This is a genomic window from Streptomyces sp. NA02950, from assembly GCF_013364155.1.
Lineage (GTDB): Bacteria > Actinomycetota > Actinomycetes > Streptomycetales > Streptomycetaceae > Streptomyces.
This window is the reverse complement of record NZ_CP054916.1, coordinates 6,076,517-6,099,987: the sequence shown is the minus strand read 5'-3', so window position 1 is coordinate 6,099,987 and position 23,471 is coordinate 6,076,517. Positions and strand designations below refer to the sequence as shown.

At 71.6% G+C, this 23,471-nt stretch carries 19 protein-coding genes; 10 read left to right on the top strand and 9 right to left on the bottom strand.

Annotated features, from left to right (window positions below):
- The first annotated feature begins 49 nt into the window (after nucleotides 1–49).
- Nucleotides 50–655 carry a TetR/AcrR family transcriptional regulator gene (locus tag HUT19_RS26705; protein WP_176182896.1) on the top strand — a complete coding sequence of 202 codons (606 nt, stop codon included), beginning with the start codon at nucleotides 50–52 and terminating at the stop codon, nucleotides 653–655.
- Here HUT19_RS26705 and HUT19_RS26700 read toward each other — a convergent pair.
- The 8 genes from HUT19_RS26700 to iolC form a co-directional block, all read right to left on the bottom strand.
- Complete coding sequence (locus HUT19_RS26700) at nucleotides 652–2,733, bottom strand: FUSC family protein (RefSeq protein WP_176182895.1); 2,082 nt, start codon at nucleotides 2,731–2,733, stop codon at nucleotides 652–654. The genes HUT19_RS26705 and HUT19_RS26700 overlap by 4 nt on opposite strands.
- A 73-nt stretch (nucleotides 2,734–2,806) precedes the next feature.
- On the bottom strand, nucleotides 2,807–3,268 hold the full coding sequence (locus HUT19_RS26695) for a hypothetical protein (RefSeq protein WP_176182894.1): 462 nt from the start codon (nucleotides 3,266–3,268) through the stop codon (nucleotides 2,807–2,809).
- Nucleotides 3,269–3,349: 81 nt separating this feature from the next.
- Complete coding sequence (locus HUT19_RS26690) at nucleotides 3,350–6,031, bottom strand: hypothetical protein (protein ID WP_176182893.1); 2,682 nt, start codon at nucleotides 6,029–6,031, stop codon at nucleotides 3,350–3,352.
- Between the two features lie 152 nt (nucleotides 6,032–6,183).
- Nucleotides 6,184–7,686, bottom strand: coding sequence for a CoA-acylating methylmalonate-semialdehyde dehydrogenase (locus tag HUT19_RS26685; RefSeq protein ID WP_176182892.1), 1,503 nt, complete (start codon nucleotides 7,684–7,686; stop codon nucleotides 6,184–6,186).
- A 25-nt stretch (nucleotides 7,687–7,711) separates the two neighbouring features.
- The gene (gene iolD, locus HUT19_RS26680; protein ID WP_176182891.1) at nucleotides 7,712–9,598 is read right to left on the bottom strand and encodes a 3D-(3,5/4)-trihydroxycyclohexane-1,2-dione acylhydrolase (decyclizing); all 1,887 of its coding nucleotides are present in this window, start codon (nucleotides 9,596–9,598) and stop codon (nucleotides 7,712–7,714) included.
- Nucleotides 9,595–10,527: a 5-deoxy-glucuronate isomerase gene (iolB, locus tag HUT19_RS26675; RefSeq protein WP_176182890.1), complete on the bottom strand. Its 933-nt coding sequence runs from the start codon at nucleotides 10,525–10,527 to the stop codon at nucleotides 9,595–9,597. The genes iolD and iolB overlap by 4 nt, the downstream gene beginning before the upstream one ends.
- A gap of 97 nt (nucleotides 10,528–10,624) precedes the next feature.
- Nucleotides 10,625–11,503: a deoxyribose-phosphate aldolase gene (locus HUT19_RS26670; protein ID WP_176182889.1), complete on the bottom strand. Its 879-nt coding sequence runs from the start codon at nucleotides 11,501–11,503 to the stop codon at nucleotides 10,625–10,627.
- Nucleotides 11,504–11,717: 214 nt separating this feature from the next.
- Nucleotides 11,718–12,665, bottom strand: coding sequence for a 5-dehydro-2-deoxygluconokinase (gene iolC, locus HUT19_RS26665; RefSeq protein WP_176182888.1), 948 nt, complete (start codon nucleotides 12,663–12,665; stop codon nucleotides 11,718–11,720).
- A gap of 280 nt (nucleotides 12,666–12,945) precedes the next feature.
- Here iolC and HUT19_RS26660 point away from each other — a divergent pair, with 280 nt between their 5' ends.
- The 7 genes from HUT19_RS26660 (at nucleotide 12,946) to HUT19_RS26630 (ending at nucleotide 19,661) form a co-directional block, all read left to right on the top strand.
- A complete protein-coding gene (locus tag HUT19_RS26660; RefSeq protein WP_176182887.1) occupies nucleotides 12,946–13,956 on the top strand; it encodes a substrate-binding domain-containing protein in 1,011 nt (336 codons plus the stop codon).
- A gap of 7 nt (nucleotides 13,957–13,963) precedes the next feature.
- Nucleotides 13,964–15,037 carry an ABC transporter permease gene (locus HUT19_RS26655; protein ID WP_176182886.1) on the top strand — a complete coding sequence of 358 codons (1,074 nt, stop codon included), beginning with the start codon at nucleotides 13,964–13,966 and terminating at the stop codon, nucleotides 15,035–15,037.
- A gap of 5 nt (nucleotides 15,038–15,042) precedes the next feature.
- The gene (locus HUT19_RS26650; RefSeq protein WP_254885803.1) at nucleotides 15,043–15,903 is read left to right on the top strand and encodes an ATP-binding cassette domain-containing protein; all 861 of its coding nucleotides are present in this window, start codon (nucleotides 15,043–15,045) and stop codon (nucleotides 15,901–15,903) included.
- A gap of 185 nt (nucleotides 15,904–16,088) precedes the next feature.
- A complete protein-coding gene (locus tag HUT19_RS26645) occupies nucleotides 16,089–17,009 on the top strand; it encodes a sugar phosphate isomerase/epimerase (RefSeq protein ID WP_176182884.1) in 921 nt (306 codons plus the stop codon).
- A 93-nt stretch (nucleotides 17,010–17,102) separates the two neighbouring features.
- Nucleotides 17,103–18,122, top strand: a complete 1,020-nt coding sequence (locus tag HUT19_RS26640) for a Gfo/Idh/MocA family protein (protein ID WP_176182883.1) — start codon at nucleotides 17,103–17,105, stop codon at nucleotides 18,120–18,122.
- A 101-nt stretch (nucleotides 18,123–18,223) separates the two neighbouring features.
- Nucleotides 18,224–19,264, top strand: coding sequence for a Gfo/Idh/MocA family oxidoreductase (locus tag HUT19_RS26635; RefSeq protein WP_176182882.1), 1,041 nt, complete (start codon nucleotides 18,224–18,226; stop codon nucleotides 19,262–19,264).
- A gap of 190 nt (nucleotides 19,265–19,454) precedes the next feature.
- The gene (locus HUT19_RS26630) at nucleotides 19,455–19,661 is read left to right on the top strand and encodes a MerR family transcriptional regulator (RefSeq protein ID WP_176182881.1); all 207 of its coding nucleotides are present in this window, start codon (nucleotides 19,455–19,457) and stop codon (nucleotides 19,659–19,661) included.
- Nucleotides 19,662–19,833: 172 nt separating this feature from the next.
- Here the strand turns inward: HUT19_RS26630 and HUT19_RS26625 are convergent, their stop codons facing one another.
- Nucleotides 19,834–22,134 carry an MMPL family transporter gene (locus tag HUT19_RS26625; RefSeq protein ID WP_176182880.1) on the bottom strand — a complete coding sequence of 767 codons (2,301 nt, stop codon included), beginning with the start codon at nucleotides 22,132–22,134 and terminating at the stop codon, nucleotides 19,834–19,836.
- A 166-nt stretch (nucleotides 22,135–22,300) separates the two neighbouring features.
- On the opposite strand from HUT19_RS26625, the gene HUT19_RS26620 reads away from it, so the two are divergent.
- Both HUT19_RS26620 and HUT19_RS26615 read left to right on the top strand, forming a co-directional pair.
- A complete protein-coding gene (locus HUT19_RS26620) occupies nucleotides 22,301–22,957 on the top strand; it encodes a TetR/AcrR family transcriptional regulator (protein WP_176182879.1) in 657 nt (218 codons plus the stop codon).
- Between the two features lie 204 nt (nucleotides 22,958–23,161).
- Nucleotides 23,162–23,401, top strand: a complete 240-nt coding sequence (locus HUT19_RS26615; protein WP_176182878.1) for a heavy-metal-associated domain-containing protein — start codon at nucleotides 23,162–23,164, stop codon at nucleotides 23,399–23,401.
- The last annotated feature ends 70 nt before the right edge of the window (nucleotides 23,402–23,471 follow it).

Sequence of the window (23,471 nt, the reverse complement as noted above, 5' to 3'; positions counted from 1 at the left end):
AGCCATACAAGTGACTTGCCAAAACCGTCCGAGCCGGAAGGACCACGGGGTGCCCAGACGGGTGGACCACGAAGAGCGGCGGAAGCTGATCGCCGAGGCGCTGTGGCGGATCGCGGCCGCACGTGGGCTGGAGGGCGCGAGCCTGCGCGATGTCGCCGCCGAGGCGGGGATCTCGCTCGGTCAGCTACAGCACTACTTCACCCGCAAGGACGAGATGCTGGGCTTCGCGCTCGAGCACATCGGACAGCTCGCCGAGCGGCGGATCCGCGCCCGGATCGAGGCGCTGCCCGGTGAGCCGACCCCGCGCACCGTGCTGCGCGAAACACTCGCCGAGATCCTGCCGCTGGACGAGAACAGCCGGATCGGCAATCTGGTGCAGATCGCCTACTTCGTCAGGGCCCTGCACGACGAGGCGCCGCGGGCCCACGCCCGGGAGGGCGCCCGCGCGCTGCGCGCCTTCTTCGCCGGACAGGTGGAACGGGGCGTCGAACGGGGCGAGGTGGCCGCCGGTCTGGACCCCGAGCGCGAAGCGTCCCTGCTGATGGCCCTGGTCGAGGGGGTCACCGGACACACCCTGCTGGAGCTGCACACCCCCGAGGAGGCCATGGGGCTGATCGATCTGCACCTCGAGCGGCTGTTCGGCGCTTCGGCCTAGCCGCCGCCCGGCTTGGCCACCACCAGCGCCTCCGCGAGCTCCTCCAGCGCCTCCACCAGCAGTTCGGCGCCGCGCACCCCCACCCCGGGCCGGTCCCCGGCCCGCCGCTGCCAGCGCTCCAGCACCTCCCGCAGCGGTGCCCAGTCCAGCGGCCGCCGCTCCCGTACCGCGGCGGCGGCCTCCGGCACCACCGTGCGCAGCGCCGCGGCGAACTCCCCGGCCTCCGCGGACGCCGGCGCGGCACGGTCCGGAAGGTGCGCCTCCAGCAGCATGGTGACCCGCCCGGTGGTGGACAGCGCCGTCTGCGCCTCCCGCGCCGCGCGCCGGGACAGCCCGCGATGGCGCACCGGCTCCCGCTGGGCCCGCGCCTCCAACTGCTCCCAGGCGGCCCGCGCCGCCCGCGCGTCCAGCAGCGCCTCGCGCACCTGACGGGGACGGCGGTCGGCGGGGCGGGCATGGGCGTCGAACACGGCGGTGGCGTAACGGCCGTTGGCGGTGAGCCACTCCGCCAGCCGGTCCCGCAGCAGCGGTGTCTCCCAGGCCGGGAAGACCACGTACGCGGCCATCGCCAGCACCCCGCCCAGCAGCGTCAGCGCCACCCGCGCCTGCACCGTCTGCCCCAGGGCCGCGCCCGCGATGCCGAGCAGAAAGACGACGTAGGCGCCGATACACGCGGAGGCCACGATGAAACCGGTGCGCATCAGCAGATACAGCGAGCCGACGGAGCCCACCGCCAGCAGCGCGCTCACCCAGGGGGCGGGGTCGGCCAGCGCCACCACCACCCCGGCGACCAGCACCCCCACCAGCGTTCCGGTGAAGCGGGCGACCCCGCGGGAGAAGGTCTGGCCGAAGTCCGGCCGCAGCACCATCACCGAGGTCAGCGGCGCCCAGTAGCCATGGCCCCAAGGTAGTGCGCTGCTCAGCAGATAGCCGCCCGCGGCGACCACGGAGACCCGTACCGCGTGCCGGGAGACGGGCGAGGACCAGCGGGTCTCCCGGCGCAGGGCGTGCCAGACCACCCGCACCGTGCCGACGGGTGTGGGGCGCGGCAGATAGCGGCGGTCCCGGCCGCCCGCGGCGCTCACCGTCCGGACCGGTTCGTCCGAGGACTCCACCACGTCGTTCACCAGCGCCATGAGCCGCAGTGCGGCGCGGCGGGCGGCGCCGTCCAGCTTCGGACCGGTCGGGGGCACCTCCAGCACCGCCATGGCCTCCGGCGGCAGCCGCACCGCTACGCCCTTGCGGATGGCGTGGGCCACGGCGTCCAGCACGGTGGCGGTGGCGCCGAGCAGTTCACGCGCGCGGTCGCGTTCGGGGCCCTCGGCCGCGGCGCCGACCACCGGATCGGCGAGCGAGGCCAGCACCGGCCGGATCCGCTCGGCCAGCAGCCGGTAGCCGCGCAGCTGGCGCGGCCGCCGCCGGGCCTGGCGGGGCGTCAGCTCCGCGGCGCTGCGGGCGTCCATCAGCGGGGTGGGGTCGAAGGGCGCCACCGGGTCGTGGCGCAGCCGCCGGGCGTAGTCGGCGACGGCGGCGAGCGCGTCGGCCAGCGCGTCCCGCTGGACGCCCCACGGCCGCACCGGGAACAGCACGATCAGCGCGGCCTGGACGACCCCGCCGAGGCCGATCAGCGCGGCGTGCTCCAGGGCGCCCAGCAGCGAGGTGGGCAGGGTGACGGTCACCAGCATCACGGCGACCATCTGGGTCGCGACCAGTCCGGAGACCGGGCCGACCGCCCACGCCATCCCCGTCAGCAGCGTCCAGACGGCGAGCATGACAACGAAGGTGGCGGTGTGAGCGGCGGCCAGATAACCCAGGAAGGTGCTCACCGCGAGACCGCCCGCGGCGGCCAGGGCCAGTGCGGGGCGCGGGCGCCAGCTGCGCTGGAAGGTGGCGATCCCGGCGGAGAACGCGCCGAACGCCGAGGAGACCGCGAGCGTCGGCGACCCCAGCCACAGGGTCAGCCCGACGACGATCGCCACCCCGCACGCACCGCGCAGCGCGACCAGCGGCTCCAGCCGGGCGCGCTCGATGGACAGCCCGTCGCGCGCGGTCTCCTTCAGCGCGCGTGACCAGGTCATACGGTGAGACTACGGCCCGGGTCCGGCGGAACCGAACCCGCCGGGGCCCGCCGGTTCGCCCGGCCGGGCCCGGTCAGCCCCCGGGCGTACCGCAGTCCACGTCGAGCAGCCGCATCGGGCGGCTGCCGTCGAGGTCGACATAGGCGGTGAACGACGACGTGGTGGCGGGGCGGCCCCGCCAGTGGGTGGTGACCGTCGCCCAGCCGACCCGCGCGGACTGCGCCGTCGTCACCTCGCCGACGTCGATGCGCTTCGGGGTGTTCTGCGCGCACAGCAGTACGTCGTAACCGGGGTTCTGGTCGGCCTTCTCCTTCAGCTGGTCGGAGACCAGGTGCTCCCGCTCCCAGGGGCGCGGGCCGTGGTTGCCGTAGAAGCCCTCCAGGAAGTGGTGGATCTCCTCGGCGGTGTAGCGGCCGTTGGGGTCCGTTCTGGGTGTGTGCGCGGAGGCGGGCGCGCCCGCGGCGAGAACGAGTCCGAGACCGAGCGCGGCCGTGCAGCCGGCGGTCACCACCGAGGAACGAAGCAGACGAAGCATGATGAATCCCCCTGAGTAGGTCGTGCGCCCATTATTCGGGCGAACATTCAAGAAGACCTGCCAACCCTTCCGATGGTTGCATCAGCTGTCCCTCGGACAGGAGAACTCCCCGTGCGGCCCCCAGCGGGTGATCCGCCCCGCCGGGTTCTGGGTGAAGGCTCCGCAGTACAGGACGGGCTCCGAGCCCTGGTCGGTGTGATGCAGGATCACCACCGGTTTGTCCCGGGGCACCGAGCGGTGCCGCCCGATGTCCAGATAGCCACCGGCTCCCTGTTTCCGGATGCCGTTGTCGAGGCCGATCTGCACATTGGAGCGCTCCACGTCCCCGGTGCTGCGGTAGGCCCGGTTGGCCGCCTCGGCCATCAACTGCATCGCGTCATGGGCCAGGGCGGCCCGTCCGTCGTCGCGCCACAGGTCATGGGGGCCGAAGCGCCTGGCGTAGTCGGCGTTGAACTTCTTGGCGACATCGCTGAGCCGGGGATGGCCCGCGGGCAGCACATGGACCGTGTGGTAGAGCCGCAGCCAGGGCAGGTCCGCGTACTCACCGGCGAGGGCGGCGGTGGTGAGGTCATTGCCGCCGAGCACCGTCAGCCTTCTGCCCTCGCACGCGGTGTTGTCCCCGAAGTCGTCGAGGAACGCGCTGAACTGGAGGGCGCGGGAGGCCCAGTAGACGACCGTGCGGGGGTTGTCGGTGATGTGCTCGCACACCGCGTCGGCCAGATCGCCGATGCTGTCCTTGCGGACGACACGGTCGTCCCCCGGCTCCTGGGCGAGACCGCCGGCCCGGCCGCCGGGGGTGTACTCCAGGGTGTACGGCCGGGCGCCGAACCGCTCGGCGAACAGCGTCCCCAGCTCATCGCTGTACAGATCCCGGGGGTCCTTGACGACCACGGCGGCACGGGCCGGGGAACACGCCCCGGTGCCGTCGTCGATGATGTTGCCGCGGCGGGCGAAGTCGGCCTCGATCGCGGTCTCGCGGCTGTTGGTGGGCGCCACCCGGCGGTAGTACCCGTCCACCCGCATCAGATCCGCCGTGGCCGTGGTGCCCACGACGGGGATCTGCGCCCCGCCCAGGACGCGCACGGCCTCCTGGGTCTGCTTCAGGCTCTTGGAGAAGCCCACGGCGCCGATGATGCCGGAGCCCTTGTGATGGGCGTCCTCGGCGACCTGACGGGCCACCCGCGGCGCGTCCGCGAATTCGTCGCCCGCGTTACGGCTGTCGACACGCAGCCACACCTTCTGGGAGTCGTTGCCCGCCTCGTTGTTCAGCGCGCGCTGGGCCAGCGCCATACCGCGCAGCTCGGGCACGGCCGCGTTGTAGCGCTGCCCGCCCTGGTCGGCGGCCACGTCCGAACCGATGTGCACCACCGTGCGGGCGGTGCCGCCGTGCGCCCTGACCTCGCGGTCCACCCGCGCGTTCTCCTTGCGGATCAGCCGCAGGGCGTCCTCGTACTGCTTCCGGGGCGGGTCCGTGCTCAGCTCGGGCCGGCCGGCGACGACCTCGCTGGACGCCCCGCCCAGACAGCGCCGGTCCGGCTCGTCCGTGGCCCGGTCGACCAGCCAGGCGCCCGGAACGCTCAACAGGGCCGCCACCAGGGTCCCGAGGAGGGTCAGTTCGGTGACCGGGCCGAACCGGAAGGTGTGCGGCGCGACCGGGTCGAGGTCCAGCCCCTCCGGCTCCGGTACGGGCTCGGGCAGCACGGCCCGCAGCGGCCGCGGCGCACGCGACGGCATCCCGCTCGCGCCGCGCAGCCGGGCGGCGACCCGGCCCAGCCCTCCGCGCTCCTCCTCGGCGGCCCCGCCCGCCCGGCCCACGGCCACCACCACGACCGCGGCGCACCGGGTGTCCCGGGCGGCGGCCCCGTACCGCTCCAGGAAGCGCTGCCCGGCCGCCGCACCGGCGCCGTCCCCCGGCAGCTCCAGCAGCAGGACGCACCGGGTCCGCCGCCTACGGCGCCACGGCGAGATCCGGCCCGGCCGCGCGGCGTGCCGCAGATCCGCCAGCAGCGCGTGCAGCAGCAGCTCCTCGAACCGGCCGGTCACCGCCTCCCGGTCCCGGCCGCGCTCGGCGCGCAGCAGCCGGGCCGCGTTCTCGAAGAACTCCTCGGCGGTCCGGCCGTGTCTGATCCGCCGCCAGTCGGCGTACCAGCCGTGCCGGGGGGAGCGCAGCAGCCGACGGGTCCGGCGCCGCCCCCACCACCAGCGCGGCAGCAGCTGGAACAGGGGACGCGCCAGCAGCCGGCGCAGCTCCGCGAACCAGCCCGGCCCCGCGGTGCCGGGCTCGCCGGTCTCACCGCCGAGCGTCCATAACGCCCGCAGCAGCGGCCCTCGTTCGAGGCGCTGTGCGTAGCAGTGGTCGCGCAGCGCGCTGCCGTCCGGCTCGGGGGCTTCCGGGTCCAGCGCCCGCTCGACGATGTCCCGCATCAGCCAGAAGTCCGTGAGCCGCAGGCCGCCGGTGCGGCGGGGCACATCGACGCACAGCTCCTTGCCGAGGTCCAGGGTCAGCGGGCGCCCCGCGGCCTCGCGGATCCCCTCGGCGTCCAGCGCCGCGTACGGCACGCGCTTGGCGCCGTCGGGAGAGAGGATCCGGCGCAGCCCCCGCATCGTCCGGTGGGCGTGGGCCGCCGCCCGCTCGCCCTCGGTCAGCAGCAGCACGGGTGGCAGCAGATCCCGCGCCTTGGCCTTCCGGTCCCGGGGCACCACGGCGTCCTTGAACGCCTCGATGAACTCCTCGGCCCCTTCCCCCTCCATGAACCCAGCCATGACCCCGGGCATGCCTTCCCCGTTCCCCCGTCTGCCTGTGCTTCCGGGGCCTGGATTCCCGCTCCTCCACGAACGCGAAACCCCCTGCCGGACAGGATCCGGCAGGGGGAAGCCAAACCACTCAGACGTGCGAATCAGGAGTCACATACGCCTCAGTGGTTGCTGGGGAAGCCCAGGTTGATACCGCCGTCGCTGGGGTCGGGCCAGCGGGTGGTGACCACCTTGCCGCGGGTGTAGAAGTGCACCCCGTCGTTGCCGTAGATGTGGTGGTCGCCGAAGAGCGAGTCCTTCCAGCCGCCGAAGGAGTGGTAGCCCACCGGCACCGGGATCGGCACATTGACGCCGACCATGCCCGCCTCCACCTCGAGCTGGAAGCGACGGGCGGCGCCGCCGTCCCGGGTGAAGATCGCGGTGCCGTTGCCCCACCGGGAGCTGTTGATCAGCTCGATGGCCTCGTCGTAGGTCTCGGCGCGGACCACGCACAGCACCGGGCCGAAGATCTCGTCGCGGTAGGCGTCGGCCGTGGTGGGCACCTTGTCCAGCAGCGAGACGCCGATGAAGAAGCCGGCAGCGCATTCAGGGTGTCCCTCCACCGTGTAACCGGTGCCGTCCACGACCACCTCGGCGCCCTGGGCCGCGGCCCCGCGCACATAGGAGGCGACCTTGTCGCGGTGCTCCTTGGTGATGAGCGGGCCCATCTCGGAGGCCGGGTCGTTACCGGGGCCGATGCGCAGCTTGGCGGCACGGTCGGCGATCTTCTTCACCAGTTCGTCGCCGGTGTCCCCGACCGCCACGACCACCGAGACCGCCATACAGCGCTCACCGGCCGAACCGTAGGCGGCGTTGATGGCGTTGTCCGCGGCGAAGTCCAGGTCGGCGTCGGGCAGCACCAGCATGTGGTTCTTGGCACCGCCGAGCGCCTGCACCCGCTTGCCGTGCTCAACGGCCTTGGACTGGATGTACTGGGCGATCGGGGTGGAGCCCACGAAGCTGACCGCGGCGATGTCCGGGTGCTCCAGCAGCCGGTCGACGGCCACCTTGTCGCCGTGGACGACATTGAGCACACCCTCCGGCACCCCGGCCTCGGCGGCCAGCTCGGCCAGCCGTACGGCGGCCGAGGGGTCCTTCTCGCTGGGCTTGAGGACGAAGGTGTTGCCGCAGGCGATGGCCACCGGGAACATCCACATCGGCACCATGGCCGGGAAGTTGAACGGGGTGATGCCCGCGACCACACCGAGCGGCTGGCGGATCGAGGAGACGTCGACCCCGGTGGAGACCTGGGTGGACAGCTCGCCCTTGAGCTTCTCGGCGATCGAACAGGCCAGCTCGACGATCTCCAGACCGCGGGCCACCTCGCCCAGCGCGTCGGAGTGCACCTTGCCGTGCTCAGCGGTGATCAGCTCGGCGATCTCGTCGCGGTGGGCGACGACCAGCTCCCGGAACGTGAACAGGATCGCGGTCCGCTTGGCCAGGGACACCTCGCCCCAGGAGCGGAACGCCTCCTTCGCCGCGGCCACCGCCGCGTCGACCTCGTCCACGGAGGCCAGGGCGACCTGAGTGTCCTGGGCGCCGGTGGCGGGGTTGTAGACCGGACCGAAGCGACCGGTCGCGCCCTCGACGGCCTTGCCGCCGATCCAGTGGTTGACGGTCTTCATGGGTGGGCCTTTCTCTCGAAAAACGTCAGAGGTGGCGGCGGCGGGCGGCGGCCTGCCGGTCGTAGTCCTCACGGGCCTTCACGGCGGCCGGACGGGTCGCGGTCTCGGCGACGGGCACATCCCACCACGCCTGCGCCTCGGGCGGGCCGGACACTGTGTCGGCTGTTTCGGTCTCCACATAGACACATGTGGGACGGTCCGAGGCACGGGCCGCGGCCAGCGCCTCGCGCAGCTCCCCCACGCTCCCGGCGCGCAGCACGTCCATGCCGAGCGAGGCGGCGTTGGCGGCCAGGTCCACCGGCAGCGGATCGCCGGTGTAGGTGCCGTCGGCCGCCCGGAAGCGGTAGGCGGTGCCGAACCGCTCCGCGCCGATCCCCTCCGAGAGGGCGCCGATGGAGGCGTATCCGTGGTTCTGGAGCAGTACGACGTTGATGTTGATGCCCTCCTGGACCGCGGTGACGATCTCGGTCGGCATCATCAGATACGTACCGTCGCCCACCAGCGCCCACACCGGGCGGTCGGGGGCGGCCAGCCGCACCCCGATCGCGCCGGGGATCTCGTAGCCCATGCAGGAGTAGCCGTACTCCAGGTGGTACTGGCGGGGCGAGCGGGCGCGCCACAGCTTGTGGAGGTCGCCGGGGAGCGATCCGGCCGCGTTGACCACCACGTCCTCGTCGCCGACGACCGCGTCCAGCGCGCCCAGCACCTGGGTCTGCGAAGGGCGCGCCGCGTCGTCACCGGCCGCGAACGCGGCGTCCACCCGGCGTTCCCAGGCGGTCTTGCCGGTGCGGTACTCCGCCTCGTAGGTCTCGTCGACCCGGTGGCCGGACAGCGCGCCGGTGAGCGCCTCCAGACCGGCGCGGGCGTCGGCCACCAGCGTGGCGGCGCTCAGCTTGTGGGCGTCGAACGAGGCGATGTTGAGGTTGACGAAGCGCACCGCGGGGTCGGCGAAGAGGGTCGCGGAGGCGGTGGTGAAGTCGCTGTAGCGGGTGCCGACGCCGATGACCAGGTCGGCGGTGCGGGCGAGGTCGTCCGCGACCGCGGTGCCGGTGTGCCCGATACCGCCGATGTCGGCCGGGTGGTCATGGCGCAGCGAGCCCTTGCCCGCCTGGGTGGAGGCGACCGGCACACCGGTGGCGTCCACCAGGGCGCGCAGGGCGTCCTCGGCCTCGCTGTGGTGGACCCCGCCGCCCGCGACGATCAGGGGCCTGCGGGCGGACCGGACCGCCTCGGCGGCGACGGCGAGTTCGGCCGGATCCGCGGCGGGGCGGCGTACGTGCCAGACCCGGTCGGCGAAGAACTCCTCGGGCCAGTCGAACGCTTCGGCCTGCACGTCCTGCGGCAGCGCGAGGGTGACCGCGCCGGTCTCGACCGGGTCGGTGAGCACCCGCATGGCCGCCAGGGCGGCCGGGATCAGCGCCTCGGGGCGTACCACCCGGTCGAAGTAGCGGGAGACCGGGCGCAGACAGTCGTTGACCGACACATCGCCCGCGGAGGGGACTTCGAGCTGCTGGAGCACCGGGTCGGCGGGGCGGCCGGCGAAGGTGTCGCCCGGCAGCAGCAGCACCGGCAGCCGGTTGACGGTGGCCAGCGCCGCGCCGGTGACCAGGTTGGTGGCGCCGGGACCGATGGAGGTGGTGACGGCCTGGGCGGCGAGCCGGTTGGACTGCCGGGCGAAGCCCACCGCCGCGTGCACCATGGCCTGTTCATTGCGGCCCTGGAGGTACGGCATGGCCTCCGGACCGGACTCCAGGAGCGCCTGCCCGATCCCGGCCACATTGCCGTGGCCGAAGATGCCCCAGGTGGCGTTGATCAGGCGGTGCCGCCGGCCGTCCCGCTCGGTGTACTGGTGGGCCAGGAACTCCACCAGGGCCTGGGCGACGGTCAGGCGGCGCACTGCCGAGGCGTTCATCGGGGGCCTCCATCGGGGGCTTCGTAGAGCGGGAGTCGGGGGTCGACGGGCTGGTCCGGCCAGGTGGAGCGGATCCAGGCGTGGTCGGGGTGGTCGCGGATCAGCCAGGCGCGCTCCTCCCCCGGGCCCGCCATGACATTGAGGTAGTACATGGTGTGGCCGGGAGCGGCGATGGACGGGCCGTGCCAGCCGTCCGGGATCAGGACGGCGTCCCCGGAGCGGACCTCGGCGAGCACATCGGTGCCACGGCCGCGGCCGGAGGGCGAGACCCGCTGGTAGCCGATGCCCTCGCTGCCGTGGGCCTCGGCGATCTCGAAGTAGTAGATCTCCTCGAGCTCGCTCTCCTCACCGGGGCGGCACTCGTCGTGCTTGTGCGGCGGGTACGAGGACCAGTTGCCGCCGGGGGTGAGCACCTCGACGGCGATCAGCTTGTCGCATGCGAAACCGCCACCGGATTCTCCGCCTCCGGCGGGGGCCGCCGCGGCGAAGTTGTTGACCTGGCGCGAGCAGTTCCCGGTGCCGCGCAGCTCGACCGGGACACCGGAGGCGGGGCCGTAGCGCGCGGGCAGCCGCCGCTCGCAGCGGGCGCCGGTGAGCGCGAACCGGCCGCCCGCGCCGCTGGCGATCCGGGCGTGCGCGTCGCGCGGCAGATAGACGAAGTCGGTCACCCCGCTGAACACGCTGTCCCGGCCGTGGAGTTCGAAGACCTCGCCCTCGGTGACCACCGTGCAGCCGCCGCTCAGCGGCAGCACGATCCACTCGCTGTCACCGGTGGCCAGGGAGTGCGAACCGCCGGGCGGCAGATCGAGCACCCGCAGCGCGGAGTATCCCCATCCGGCCCGCTCGGGGCCGATGTCCACCAGGTAGGGGCCGTCGGCCGCCTTACCGGCCTGCACATGGAAACCGGTCGAAGGATCGGTGCTGGTCATGACGTCAGTTTCTGCCTTTCCTCCAGGGACGGGGCCCGTGGCGCGCGGCGTTCGGAGCGGTGAGGGGCGTCCGGGGCGTTCGGGGCGGTGCGGGCGTTCAGAGCAGTCCGACGGCGGTGTCCACAGCGGTCTCGACGCTGCCCTCCGCCGGATAGAGCAACGAGCGGCCGACGACCAGCCCCTGGACGGTCGGCAGCCGCAGGGCTTTGCGCCATCGCTCGTACGCCCCTTCCTGGTCCCTTCCCACCTCGCCGCCGAGCAGTACCGCCGGAAGGGTGCTGGTCTCCATGACGGCGGCCATCTCGTCCGGGTCGTCGGTGACCGGCACCTTCAGCCAGGTGTAGGCGGAGGTCCCGGCGAGTCCGGACGCGATGGCGATGGACCTGGTGACGGCCTCGGCGCCCAGGTCGTTGCGGACCCGGCCGTCCGTCCGCCGGGATATGAACGGCTCGACGAAGACCGGCAACCGGTGCTCGGCCATCTCGTCGATGGCGCGGGCGGTGGTGACCATGGTGGTCAGCGAGCCCGCGTCGGAGTAGTCGATGCGCAGCAGCAGCTTCCCCGCGTCGAAGCGGAGCCGGGCGATGTCCTGGGGGCGGTGACCGGTGAACCGGTCGTCCAGCTCGAAGGTGGCCCCGGCCAGCCCGCCGCGGTTCATCGAACCCATCACGACCTTGCCCTCGAGAGCACCGAGCAGCAGCAGGTCCTCCAGGATGTCGGCGGTGGCGAGCACCCCGTCGACACCGGGGCGGGACAGCGCCGTGCACAGCCGCTCCAGCAGATCGGCTCGGTTGGCCATGGCCAGCTTGTGGTCTCCGACGGCGAGTGCGCCGCGCGCCGGATGGTCGGCGGCCACGATCATCAGCCGGCCGCTGTCACCGATCAGGGGGCGGCGGACCCGGCGGGCGGCCGCCTCGGCGATGGCCTCCGGGTGGCGGCTGCGCACCGTGACGAGGTCGGAGATGCTGATGCTCAAGGGGTGTTCCCTTCTTTTTGAGAGGCTCGGTTCGCCTCCGGGGCGCTGGAGCCGTTGTCGACGGTCGACCGTGCCCGGCCCCTCGTTCCTCGGGGTCTCCGCGCGCTCCCTTTCGACAGCGGCGCGCCCCTTCGGCTCTCTCGCCGGTGGACCACAGAACCGGAGCTCCAAGGCGCCCTGCTGGGGCACCGCGAGACTCCAGGGCACCCATCCGTCAGTCCCCGGTGAGCAGGGCCTCGACCTCGGCCGCCGTGGGCATCGCGGACGAGCAGGCGAGCCGGGACGCGACGATGGCGCCCGCCACGTTGGCGTACCGCATGATCCGTTCCAGGTCCCAGCCGGAGAGCAGGCCGTGGCACAGGGCACCGCCGAACGCGTCGCCCGCGCCGAGTCCGTTGACCACCTCCACCGGGACCGGCGGGACCTCGGCGGTGGTGCCGTCGCGGTGCACGGCGAGGACGCCCTTGGGTCCCTGTTTGACGACGGCCAGTTCCACGCCCGCCGCCAGCAGGGCCTCGGCGCAGGCGGAGGGTTCGCGGACCCCGGTGGCGATCTCGCACTCGTCCACGTTGCCGACGGCGACGGTGGCGTGGCGCAGCGCCGCGGCGTAGAAGGGGCGGGCGGTGCCGGGGTCGCGCCAGAACATGGGCCGCCAGTCGAGGTCGAAGACGGTGGTGCCGTTCTTGGCGCGGGTGGCCAGGGCGGCGAGGGTGCTGGTGCGGCTGGGCTCCTCGCTCAGACCGGTGCCGGTCATCCAGAAGATGCGGGCCGCGCGGACGGCGTCGAGGTCCAGTTCCTCGGGGTGGATCTCCAGATCGGGCGCCTTGGGGCGGCGGTAGAAGTACAGCGGGAAGTCGTCCGGCGGGAAGATCTCGCAGAAGGTGATCGGGGTCGGATACTCCTCGACCGGGGTGACGAAGCGGTCGTCCACCCCGAACGCCCGCAGCTCCTGGTGGATGTAGTCACCGAAGGGGTCCGCCCCGGTGCGGCTGATGACCGCGGCTCGGCGGCCGAAGCGGGCGGCGGAGACCGCGACGTTGGTCGCCGAGCCGCCGAGGAACTTTCCGAACGACTCGACCTGCGGCAGAGGGACACCGGTCTGGAGCGGATAGAGATCCACTCCGATCCGGCCCATCGTGATCAGGTCGTACGGCTCACTCATGCGTGCCCCTTCGGGAAAGACGCAGCTCAGGGTGTGGTCCAGGAACACCGGACGACGCCCGGCCCTTTCAGGTCTAGACGTGCTCCAGGCCCCCTGTCAAGAATTTGTCATTACATTCGGACGTGAGCTTGAGGCGACCTCCAGCCACGTTATCGCGTCGTTACGTCCAGATGAAATATTGTCATGACAAACCCTTGACAGCCGATGGCCGGGAGGAGTTGGCTCCCGTTCTGCAACGGCCGTGTGAACAACGGACCTGGCTTGAGAGGTGCTGGATCAGATGGACCTCAGAATCAACCGACGCCGCGGAGCGGGACTGGCCGCACTCGCCACCGCAACCGTCCTCGTCGTGGCGGGATGCAGCAGTGAAGGCGGCAAGAAGGCGCAGGAATCCGGCGACGACATCGTCGCCGGAAAGGCGAACACCCCCCGGCTGAAGATCGCGATGATCACTCACGCGGCACCGGGCGACACCTTCTGGGACACCGTCCGCAAGGGCGCCAAGGCCGCGGCGGCCAAGGACAACATCGAACTCGTCTACTCCAGTAACCCCAGCGGCGCCGACCAGGCCAGCCTGATCCAGAACGCCATCGACCAGAAGGTCGACGGGATCGCGATCACACTGGCCAAGCCGGACGCCATGAAGGGCGCGATAGCCAAGGCGAAGAAGGCCGGGATCCCGGTCGTCGCCTTCAACGCCGGGCTGGAGCAGTGGAAGGACATGGGCCTGCTGGAGTACTTCGGGCAGGACGAGTCCATCGCCGGTGAGGCGTTCGGCAAGCGGCTGAACGAGGAAGGCGCGAAGCACAACATCTGTGTGATCCAGGAACAGGGCCATGTCGCCCTGGAGGCCCGGTGCGCGGGTGTGAAGAAGACCTTCAAGGGCAAGACGGACATCCTCTATGTCAACGGCACCGATATGCCGTCGGTGAAGTCCACCATCGCCGCCAAGCTCAAGCAGGACTCCAGCATCGACCATGTGGTCACCCTGGGGGCCCCGTTCGCGCTGACCGCCGTGCAGTCCGCCAAGGACGCGGGCGGCAAGGCCAAGGTCGCCACCTTCGACCTCAACAAGGACCTCGTCGCCGCCGTGAAGAGCGGGGACGTGCAGTTCGCCGTCGACCAGCAGCCCTATCTCCAGGGCTATCTGGCCATCGACTCCATGTGGCTCTACCGGTACAACGGCAACTTCAGCGGCGGCGGCGAGGAACCGGTGCTGACCGGTCCGGCCTTCGTCAGCAAGGACAACGTGGACACCATCGCGAAGTTCGCACAGAAGGGGACGCGGTGATCGAGCGATGACCCATACCGTCACTCCGGCGGCGGCCACGCCGCCGGCCTCCCCCGCACCGGAGCCGAAGAGCCGCCGCACCGGCGAACGCTCGCTGGCCCGCCGGGTGCTGGCCCGGCCGGAGATCGGCGCGCTGGTCGCGGCCATCGGCGTCTATGTCTTCTTCTTCGCCGTCGCCCCGACCTTCCGGCAGGCCGACTCCTTCGCCACCGTCCTCTACCAGGCGTCCACCATGGGCATCATGGCGCTGGCCGTCTCGCTGCTGATGATCGGCGGCGAGTTCGACCTGTCCGCCGGTGTCGCCGTCACCTCCTCGGCGCTGGCCGCGTCCATGCTCAGTTTCCAGCTGACCGCCAATGTCTGGGTGGGCGTGATCGTCGCCCTGCTGGTCTCGCTCGGCGTCGGCATGATCAACGGACTGCTGCTGATCCGGACCGGACTGCCCAGCTTCCTGGTCACCCTCGCCAGCTTCCTGATGCTCCAGGGCGCCAACCTGGCCGTCACCAAGCTGCTGACCGGCAATGTCGCCACCGACACCATCAACGACATGGACGGCTTCGACCAGGCCAAGTCGCTCTTCGCCTCCGAGCTCTCCGTCTTCGGTGTCGATGTGAAGGTGACCGTGGTGTGGTGGCTCGTCTTCGCGGCCATCGCCACCTGGGTGCTGCTGCGCACCAAGTTCGGCAACTGGATCTTCGCGGCGGGCGGTTCGAAGGAGAGCGCCCGCGCCGTCGGCGTACCGGTGAACCTCACCAAGATCGCCCTGTTTATGACCGTCGGCTTCGCCGCCTGGTTCGTCGGTATGCATCTGCTCTTCGAGTACAACACCGTGCAGGCGGGCGAGGGTGTCGGCAACGAGTTCTACTACATCATCGCGGCGGTGATCGGCGGCTGTCTGCTCACCGGCGGCTACGGCTCGGCGATCGGCGCGGTCCTGGGCGCCTTCATCTTCGGCATGGTCAACCAGGGCATCGTCTACGCCAACTGGAACCCGGACTGGTTCAAGTTCTTCGTGGGCGTGATGCTGCTGCTCGCGACGCTCGTCAATCTGTGGGTGCGCCGTCAGGCCGCCAGGAGGTGATCACCGTGGCATCGAAGGACATCACGAAGACCGGCGGGACCGACGAACCGGTCGTCCGGCTCAAGGGCATCGGCAAGCTCTACGGCACCGTGCGCGCCCTGGAGGGCATCGACCTCGACGTCCGGCCGGGCAAGGTGACCTGCGTCCTGGGCGACAACGGCGCCGGGAAGTCCACCCTGATCAAGATCGTGTCCGGACTGCACCAGCACGACGAGGGCCAGTACCTCGTCGACGGCAAGCCGGTGCGGCTGAACAACCCCCGTGAGGCCCTGGACCTCGGCATCGCCACCGTCTACCAGGACCTGGCCACGGTGCCGCTGATGCCGGTGTGGCGGAACTTCTTCCTCGGCTCGGAGCTGACCAAGGGCCCCTGGCCGTTCCGCCGCCTCGACATCGAGCGGATGAAGCGGACCACCGGCGAGGAGCTGTCCGCCATGGGCATCCACCTCGACAACCTGGAACAGCCCATCGGCACCCTCTCCGGCGGCCAGCGGCAGTCCGTGGCCATCGCACGGGCCGTCCACTTCGGCGCCCGGGTGCTGATCCTGGACGAGCCCACCGCGGCGCTCGGCGTCAAGCAGTCCGGTGTGGTGCTGAAGTACATCGCGGCGGCGCGGGAGCGCGGCCTCGGCGTCATCTTCATCACCCACAACCCGCACCACGCCTATATGGTCGGCGACCACTTCTCGGTGCTCCGACTGGGCGCAATGGAGCTGAACGCCGCCCGCGAGGACGTCAGCCTCGAGGAGCTGACCAACCACATGGCCGGTGGCGCCGAACTGGCCGCCCTCAAGCACGAGCTCGCGCAGGTCCGCGGGGTCGATGTGGAGGAGCTGCCGGAGGTCGTGAAGACGCCCAACCCCTGAGGCGCCCCTCGCTCCCTACGTGACATGACGTCCGAATGTCCTGACGAACCCTTGACGACCGCCCGCCCGGACCGTGAAGCTGCCCAAAACAGTACGACGCGGGCACCCACCCCCTCAGCGAGCCCCGGAATCCGCACCGCCCCCTTCCCCGGTCGCCGATGACCGGCGAGAGGAGACCCCTCCCCATGACTGCCGCCGCCTCTCCCGTACCCGCCCTGGACCGCATCCGGGTCGGCTCGGCCCCCGACTCGTGGGGGGTGTGGTTCCCCGACGACGAGCAGCAGGTCCCCTGGCAGCGCTTCCTCGACGAGGTAGCGGAGGCCGGCTACTCCTGGATCGAGTTGGGTCCGTACGGCTATCTGCCGACCGACCCGGCCCGGCTCACCGAGGAGACCGGCCGCCGCGGGCTCACCGTCTCGGCCGGCACCGTCTTCACCTCGCTGCACCGCGGACCCGACGTCTGGGACGCCACCTGGGCGCATGTCGCCCAGGTCGCCGAGCTGACCCGGGCGATGGACGCGAAGCACCTGGTGGTCATCCCCTCCTTCTGGCGGGACGACAAGACCGCCGAGATCATCGAGCCCCGGGAGCTGACCGCCGAGCAGTGGCGCCATCTGTCCACCGGGATGGAGCGGCTCGGCCGTGAGGTGCGGGAGCGCTACGGCCTGGAGATCGTCGTCCACCCGCACGCCGACACCCACATCGACACCGAGGAGAACGTCGCCCGCTTCCTGGACGCGACCGACTCCGGCCTGGTCAACCTGTGTCTGGACACCGGGCACTACGCCTACTGCGGCGGCGACAGCGTCAAGCTCATCGAGACCTACGGCGAGCGCATCGGCTATCTCCACCTCAAGCAGGTGGACCCGGAGATCCTGGCCGACGTGGTGAAGAACGGGGTGCCGTTCGGCCCGGCCGTCCAGCGCGGGGTGATGTGCGAGCCGCCGAACGGTGTGCCCGAGCTGGCACCGGTCCTCGCCGCCGCCCAGAAGCTGGATGTGGACCTATTCGCCATCGTCGAGCAGGACATGTACCCCTGCCCGCCCGACCAGCCCTTCCCGATCGCCGAGCGCACCCGCCGCTTCCTGCGCTCCTGCGGCGCCTGACACCCCGCACCGGCCCGCCGGGCGAGCCACCACCCGCACCAGCAGAAGCCTCATCAGCACAAGCCGCACCGGCAGAAAGAGAAGAGACCGCTTATGACCCAGCAGGGGACGCTCGGGATCGCCGTCATCGGGACCGGCAAGATGGGCGCCGACCATGTCCGCCGGATCAATGACGTGATCAGCGGCGCGCGGGTGGCGGCCGTGGTCGACATCGACGAGGCGCGCGCCAAGTCGGTCGCCGACACGGCCGAGGGCTGCCGGGCGTTCACCGATCCGGCCGCCGCGATGTCCGCGCCCGGCGTGGACGCCGTGCTGATCGCCTCACCCGGGCCCGCGCACGAGGCCGCGCTGCTCAGCGCGTTCGAGCGGGATCTGCCGGTGCTGTGCGAGAAGCCGCTCACCCCGGACTCGGCGTCCGCGCTGCGGGTTCTGGAGGCCGAGCAGGAGCTGGGCCACCGCCGGGTCCAGGTCGGCTTCATGCGCCGCTACGACTCCGAGTTCATGAAGCTCAAGGCGCTGCTGGCCACCGGCGAGCTGGGCCGTCCGCTGATGCTGCACTGCCGCCACCGCAATGCCTCGGTGCACTCGTACTTCACCACCGAGATGCTGATCAGCGACTCGGTGGTGCATGAGATGGACCAGTCGCGCTGGCTGCTGGAGCAGGAGATCACCACGGTGACGGTGCTCAAGCCGACGCCCAGCGGCAACGCGCCCGAGGGGCTCGGCGACCCCCAATTGGTGATCTTCGAGACCAGCGGCGGTGCGCTCGTCACCGTCGAGATGTTCGCCACCTGCGGCTTCGGCTACCAGGTGCAGACCGAGGCGGTCTGCGAACGCGGCACCGCGCGGGTCGGCGACGCCCACGGCATGCTGGTCAACCGCCCCGGCGGCTGGGGCGGCGAGATCGCCCCGGACTTCGTGGCCCGCTTCGAGGAGGCGTACGACCGGGAGGTGCAGGCGTGGGTCGACGCCACCCGGCGCGGGGTGGTCGAGGGGCCCAGCACCTGGGACGGCTATGCCGCGGCCGCCGTCTGCGAGGCGGGGCTGCGGGCCCAGAGGACCGGTGAGCGCACGGCCGTCGAAATGATCGAGCGCCCGGCCCTCTACCGCTGATCATCCGTCACGGCTGACCACCCGGAGGGCCGGCCGCCGCCGCGGCCGGCGCTCCGCTGTCCCCCGACGCGACTCCTCATTCACCTGGACGGAAACACATCATGCGCATCGGATTTCTCGGCGCCGGGCGGATCGGCTCCTTCCATGCCGCCGCCCTCGCCGCCACGGACGGCGTCGACGAACTGCTGATCGGGGACGCCGACAGCGCGCGGGCCGCCGAACTGGCGGCGCGGATCGGCGCGGACGCCACCGTGCCGGTGACCGCCGCCGTATCGGTGGACGCGGTCTTCAGCGGCGGGATCGACGCGTTGGTGATCGCCACCGCGACCGCCTCGCACGCCGGGCTGATCACCCGGGCGGCGCGGGCCGGGCTGCCCGCGTACTGCGAGAAGCCCATCGCCCTGGACCTGGCGGGCACCGTCCGGGCGCTGAGCGAGGTCGAGTCGGCCGGGACCATGCTCCAGTTGGGCTTCCAGCGGCGGTTCGACGCCGGATACCGGGCCGCACGGGAGGCGCTGCGCGAGGGACGGCTCGGCCGGGTGCACACCATCCGGGCGATCACCTCGGACGCCGCTCCCCCGCCGCCGGAGTTCCTGCCCCACTCCGGCGGGCTGATCCGGGACTGTCTGGTGCATGACTTCGACGCCGTGCGCTGGCTGACCGGGCGTGAGGTGGTGGAGGTATTCGCGTCCGGCTCGGCGGACGGTGCCGCGTTCTTCCGGGAGGCGGGCGATGTGGACACCGCGGCGGCGCTGCTGACGCTGGACGACGGCACGCTGGTGACCGCGACCGCCACCCGCTACAACGGCGCCGGATACGACGTGCGGATGGAACTGTCGGGCGAGCGCGACCAGTTGGTGGTGGGACTGGACGGCCGTACGCCCTTCACCTCTGCCGAACCGGACGGACCCGCCGGTCCCGCCCGGCCCTGGGCGCACTTCCTGGAGCGGTTCGCGGACGCCTACCGGTCGGAGCTGGCCGCCTTCGTCCGGGCGGCCCGGGGCGCGGCCCCCAACCCCTGCTCCGGTCAGCAGGCGCTCTACGCCCTGCTGGTGGCCGAGGCATGTGAGCTGTCCCGGCTGGAGCACCGCCCGGTGCGGCTGGAGGAAATCACCACACGGATGTCCGAGCTCGGAGCCTGAGCGTCACTCCGCTGTCACAGCCGTCACATCTCCACACGCCTTCGTCACAGGTGTTCAACAACCCCTGTCCGGTGATCACTCAGCGTCGTTCACCGGGCACAGGGTGAGAGATCGTCAGCAGGTCTGCCGTGGCTCCCCCGACGGCCCCACCGGGGCCGTGGTCGCGGTGTCTGCGGGAAGGGCGCGAGAGATGACCGACCGGAGGCTGTGGTCGTACAAGGAGATCGCCGCGCATATCGGGGTCCAGACCGACACCGTACGGTCGTACCGCAAGCACGGACTGCTGCCGCCTCCCGACTTGGTGGAGCGCGGCAAACCGTTCTGGTACGCGGACACCGTCCGGTCCTGGGTGGCCCGCAGACCCGGCAACCGACGCGGGCGGCGCGACGCCCCTTAGGTCCTGTCCGGGGGATCTCATTCGGCCCGCGACGCGGGCTGATCGTCAGAGATCCACCGGACAGGACCCAGCGCCGCCTGCCCCCGAAGCCCCGCGCGGCCGGTGCCCCTCCGCACCACGCACGAGATGTCCCCGGCGCCTTACGGAAGGGGCGACAGCCCCGCGGAAGGCGTCAGTGCCCCGCGCGGACCGGGTCCCGCAGCCCCTCCTCGCTGCGGGGCCCGGTGTCATCCCCGCTGCCGCCGCCCCCGGTCGGGACGGACTCCCCCTCACTCAGTCCGATCCTGGCGTGCAGCCGGCGCAGCGGGCCCGGCGCCCACCAGGTGGCCCGGCCGGTCAGCCGCATCACCGCGGGCACCAGCAGACTGCGCACCACCATGGCGTCCATCAGCACCGCCAGGGCGATGCCCAGGCCCAGCATCTTGGTGTTGGTGACCCGCGAGGTGCCGATGGCGACCATGACCACGGCGAGGATCAGCGCGGCCGCCGTGATCAGTCCGCCGGTGCGCCGCAGTCCGAACTCCACGGCCGCCGTGTGGTTCCCGGTGCGGTCGTACTCCTCCTTCATCCGGGAGAGCAGGAAGACGCCGTAGTCCATGGAGAGGCCGAAGGCGACGCAGAACATCAGCACCGGCAGAGTGGTCTCGATGTCGCCGGAGGTGGTGAAGGACAGCGGGCCGGACAGATGCCCGTCCTGGAAGACCCACACCACCGCGCCGAACATCGCGGTGAGACTGAGCGCGTTGAGCAGCACCGCCTGGATCGGTATCAGCACACTGCCGGTGAGCAGGAAGACCAGCAGCAGGGTGACGGCGGCGATGATCGCGGCGGCCCAGGGCAGCCGGTCGGCTATGGAGTCCTTGGTGTCCACCAGGACGGCGGCGGTGCCGGTCACCGAGGCGCTGAACGGGGGGTGCTGGGCGCGGACGTCCCGCACCAGATCCTGGCTCGCGGCGTCCACCGCCTCGCCCTTGGCCAGCACGGTGAGGTACGCGCCCCCCTGGGCCGCGCGCGCCGCCTCGGCCGGGCCGGGCCGGGCGATCTGCCGGCCGCCCGCGAACTGGCCCGCGGGGCTGTCGACCCGCCGCACATCGGGCAGCGTGGAGAGCTTGGCGCTGTAGTCGGCGAGGGCGCGGGTGCCGGGGCGTCCCTCGGCGATGATTTCGACGGCGCCGCCGGGGCCGCCGGGGAAGCCGTCCCGGATGTGCTGCTGGACCGTGTGCGACTCGGCGCTCGTGGGCAGCTGACGGTCGTCCGCGGTGCCGAACTCCACCCTCAGGAAGGGCAGTCCGAGCGCGACCAGCCCGACGACGGTGGCCAGCGCGAACAGCGGGGCGCGCCGCATGACCAGCCGGGCGAGCCGCCCCCAACCCCGGCCGGGCTCCCCGGTACGGGCAGGGCGGCCGCGGCGCAGCAGCTTCATCAGATCGAGGGAGTTGACCCGGTCGCCGAGGAGCACCAGCACCGCGGGCAGCACCACCAGGGCGGCAGCCGCGGCGATCAGCACCACGGCGATGCCCGCATAGGCGAAGGAGCGCAGGAAGTACTGCGGGAAGACCAGCATGGCGGCGAGCGAGACGGCGACGGTCAGCGCCGAGAAGAGCACGGTGCGCCCGGCGGTGCGCAGGGTGGCGGCCACGGCGGGCAGGGTGGCGGCGCCGGTGGCCAGTTCCTCGCGGAAGCGGCGCACGATGAACAGGGCGTAGTCGATGGCCAGTCCGAGGCCGAGCGCGGTGGTGAGGTTCTGCGCGAAGACCGAGACATCGGTGAATTCGGTGAGGCCGCGCAGCACCGCGTTGGTGCCCAGGATGGCGATGATCCCCACACCGAGCGGGAGCAGGGCGGCCACCGCGCTGCCGAAGACCATGACGAGCAGCACCAGGGTGATGGGCAGGGCGATCATCTCGGCCCGCAGCAGATCCTCCTGGATGGTGGTCTGGAGCTCATGGCGGACCGCGACCATGCCGCCGATCGACACCTCGACCGGGCCGTGGTCCCCGCGGTAGTGCGGGGCGAGCCGCTCCAGCGCCTTGTTGGCGGCGGATTCGTCGCCCACGATGCGCGCGGCGATGATCGCCTCGCCGCGGTCCCGGTGGCGGAGGGTGGCCGCGCCGGTGTCCCAGTAGGAGGTGACGCCGGTGACCGACTCCTCCTGGGCCAGCTTCTTGGCGAGCGCGCGGCCCTCGGCGGCGACGGCCGGGTCGTCCACCGTGGCCCTGCCGCTGTCGACCAGCAGGATCAGATTGGGCTGGGAGGTCGGGAAGTGCTTCTCCAACGCCTTGGTGGCGTAGGAGGACTGGGAGGCCGGGTCCTCCCAGCCGCCGCTGCCCATCCGGTCGGCGACACCGCTGCCCGCCACCACGGCGAGTGCGGTGAAGAGCAGGGCGAGCAGCAAGGAGAGCCGGGGGCGCGCCGTGACCAGGCGGGTCCATCCTCCGATCCGGTCCCCCGACGGCCGGTTGACAGCGGTCATGGCACGGTGTCCCCTTCACCTGTGCCCATCCCCCCGCGCGACGTCCGGGCAGGCGGCATGGGTCATTGCTTGCCATAGACTGGCAGACACGAGCGGTCGCTCGCGTTTTACAATAATGCGAGCGGGCACTCGCGTTTGTCAATGAAACAAGATCCGGAGATTGCGCGTGACCGAGAGCAAGGCAGCCCAGCCCGAGGGAGCCGCCAAGCCGCGCCGCAGACAGGCGCGCGGCGAGCGCCGGGTCCAGCAGCTGCTCGACGCGGCCGCCAACGTCTTCTGCCGGAGCGGCTACACCTCCGCGAGCACCAACGCGATCGCCCGCGAGGCCGGGGTCTCCCCGGGCACGCTGTACCAGTTCTTCCCGAACAAGGAGGCCATCGCGGTCGAACTGGGCGAGCGGCTGACCCATCAGATGCGGCAGGCCCACGGCCTGATCTTCACCGTCGAGAACGCCTCGCTGCCGCTGGGCGAGATGCTCGACGCGGTCCTCGATCCAATGATCGAGTTCAACTGCGCGAATCCCGCCTTCCTCGCACTGATCCACTCCTCGGAGGCCCCCGGCCGCGTGGTCGAGGAGCACGACGCGCTGCACCTCACCCTCCAGGCCCGGGTGGAGGAACTGATCGGTCGCTACCAGCCCGCTCTGCCCGCCGACCGCCGCGCCCGCACCGCCACCATGGCGTTCCAGCTGTTCAAGGCCGGTCTCGATCTGATCCTGTGCCATCAGGGAGCGGAGCGGGAGGCGTACATCGCCGAGACCAAGGCCGCCCTGTACGGCTATCTCGCCCCGGTCATCGGCACCGAGGGTGCCCCCGCCCCCTGATCCGGACCCACGCCTGCGGTCTTCAGGCGCGTATCCGCGAAGGGGGAGCGCGCGCGGGCGCGTCGCGCCCCTCGAGATCCGGCGCACTTCCGGCTTCCGGGAATACCCCCTAGGGGTATAGAGTTGACAGAGTCAGGAGACCCTGGGACATCCGGTGCCTCCTGCGTCCCAACCGACACGCCCACCCCACACAGGAGAGAGTCCATGAGCTCCGAGGCGAACACCGGCTCCGGCCTCACCACCGTCTACCAGGTGACCGGAATGACCTGCGGCCACTGCGAGAGCGCCGTCACCGAGGAACTCGGCGCCCTCGACGGCGTCTCCTCCGTCAAGGCGGTGGCCTCCACCGGACAGGTCACCGTCGTCTCGGCCACCCCACTGGACGACGAGGCCGTCCGCGCCGCCGTCGACGAGGCGGGGTACGAACTCGCCGACCGGGCCTGAGCACCCCTGACTCCTCCCGCCTGGCCGTACCGCCCTGCTCATACAGCCGCCGTACGGCACCGGCCCTCCT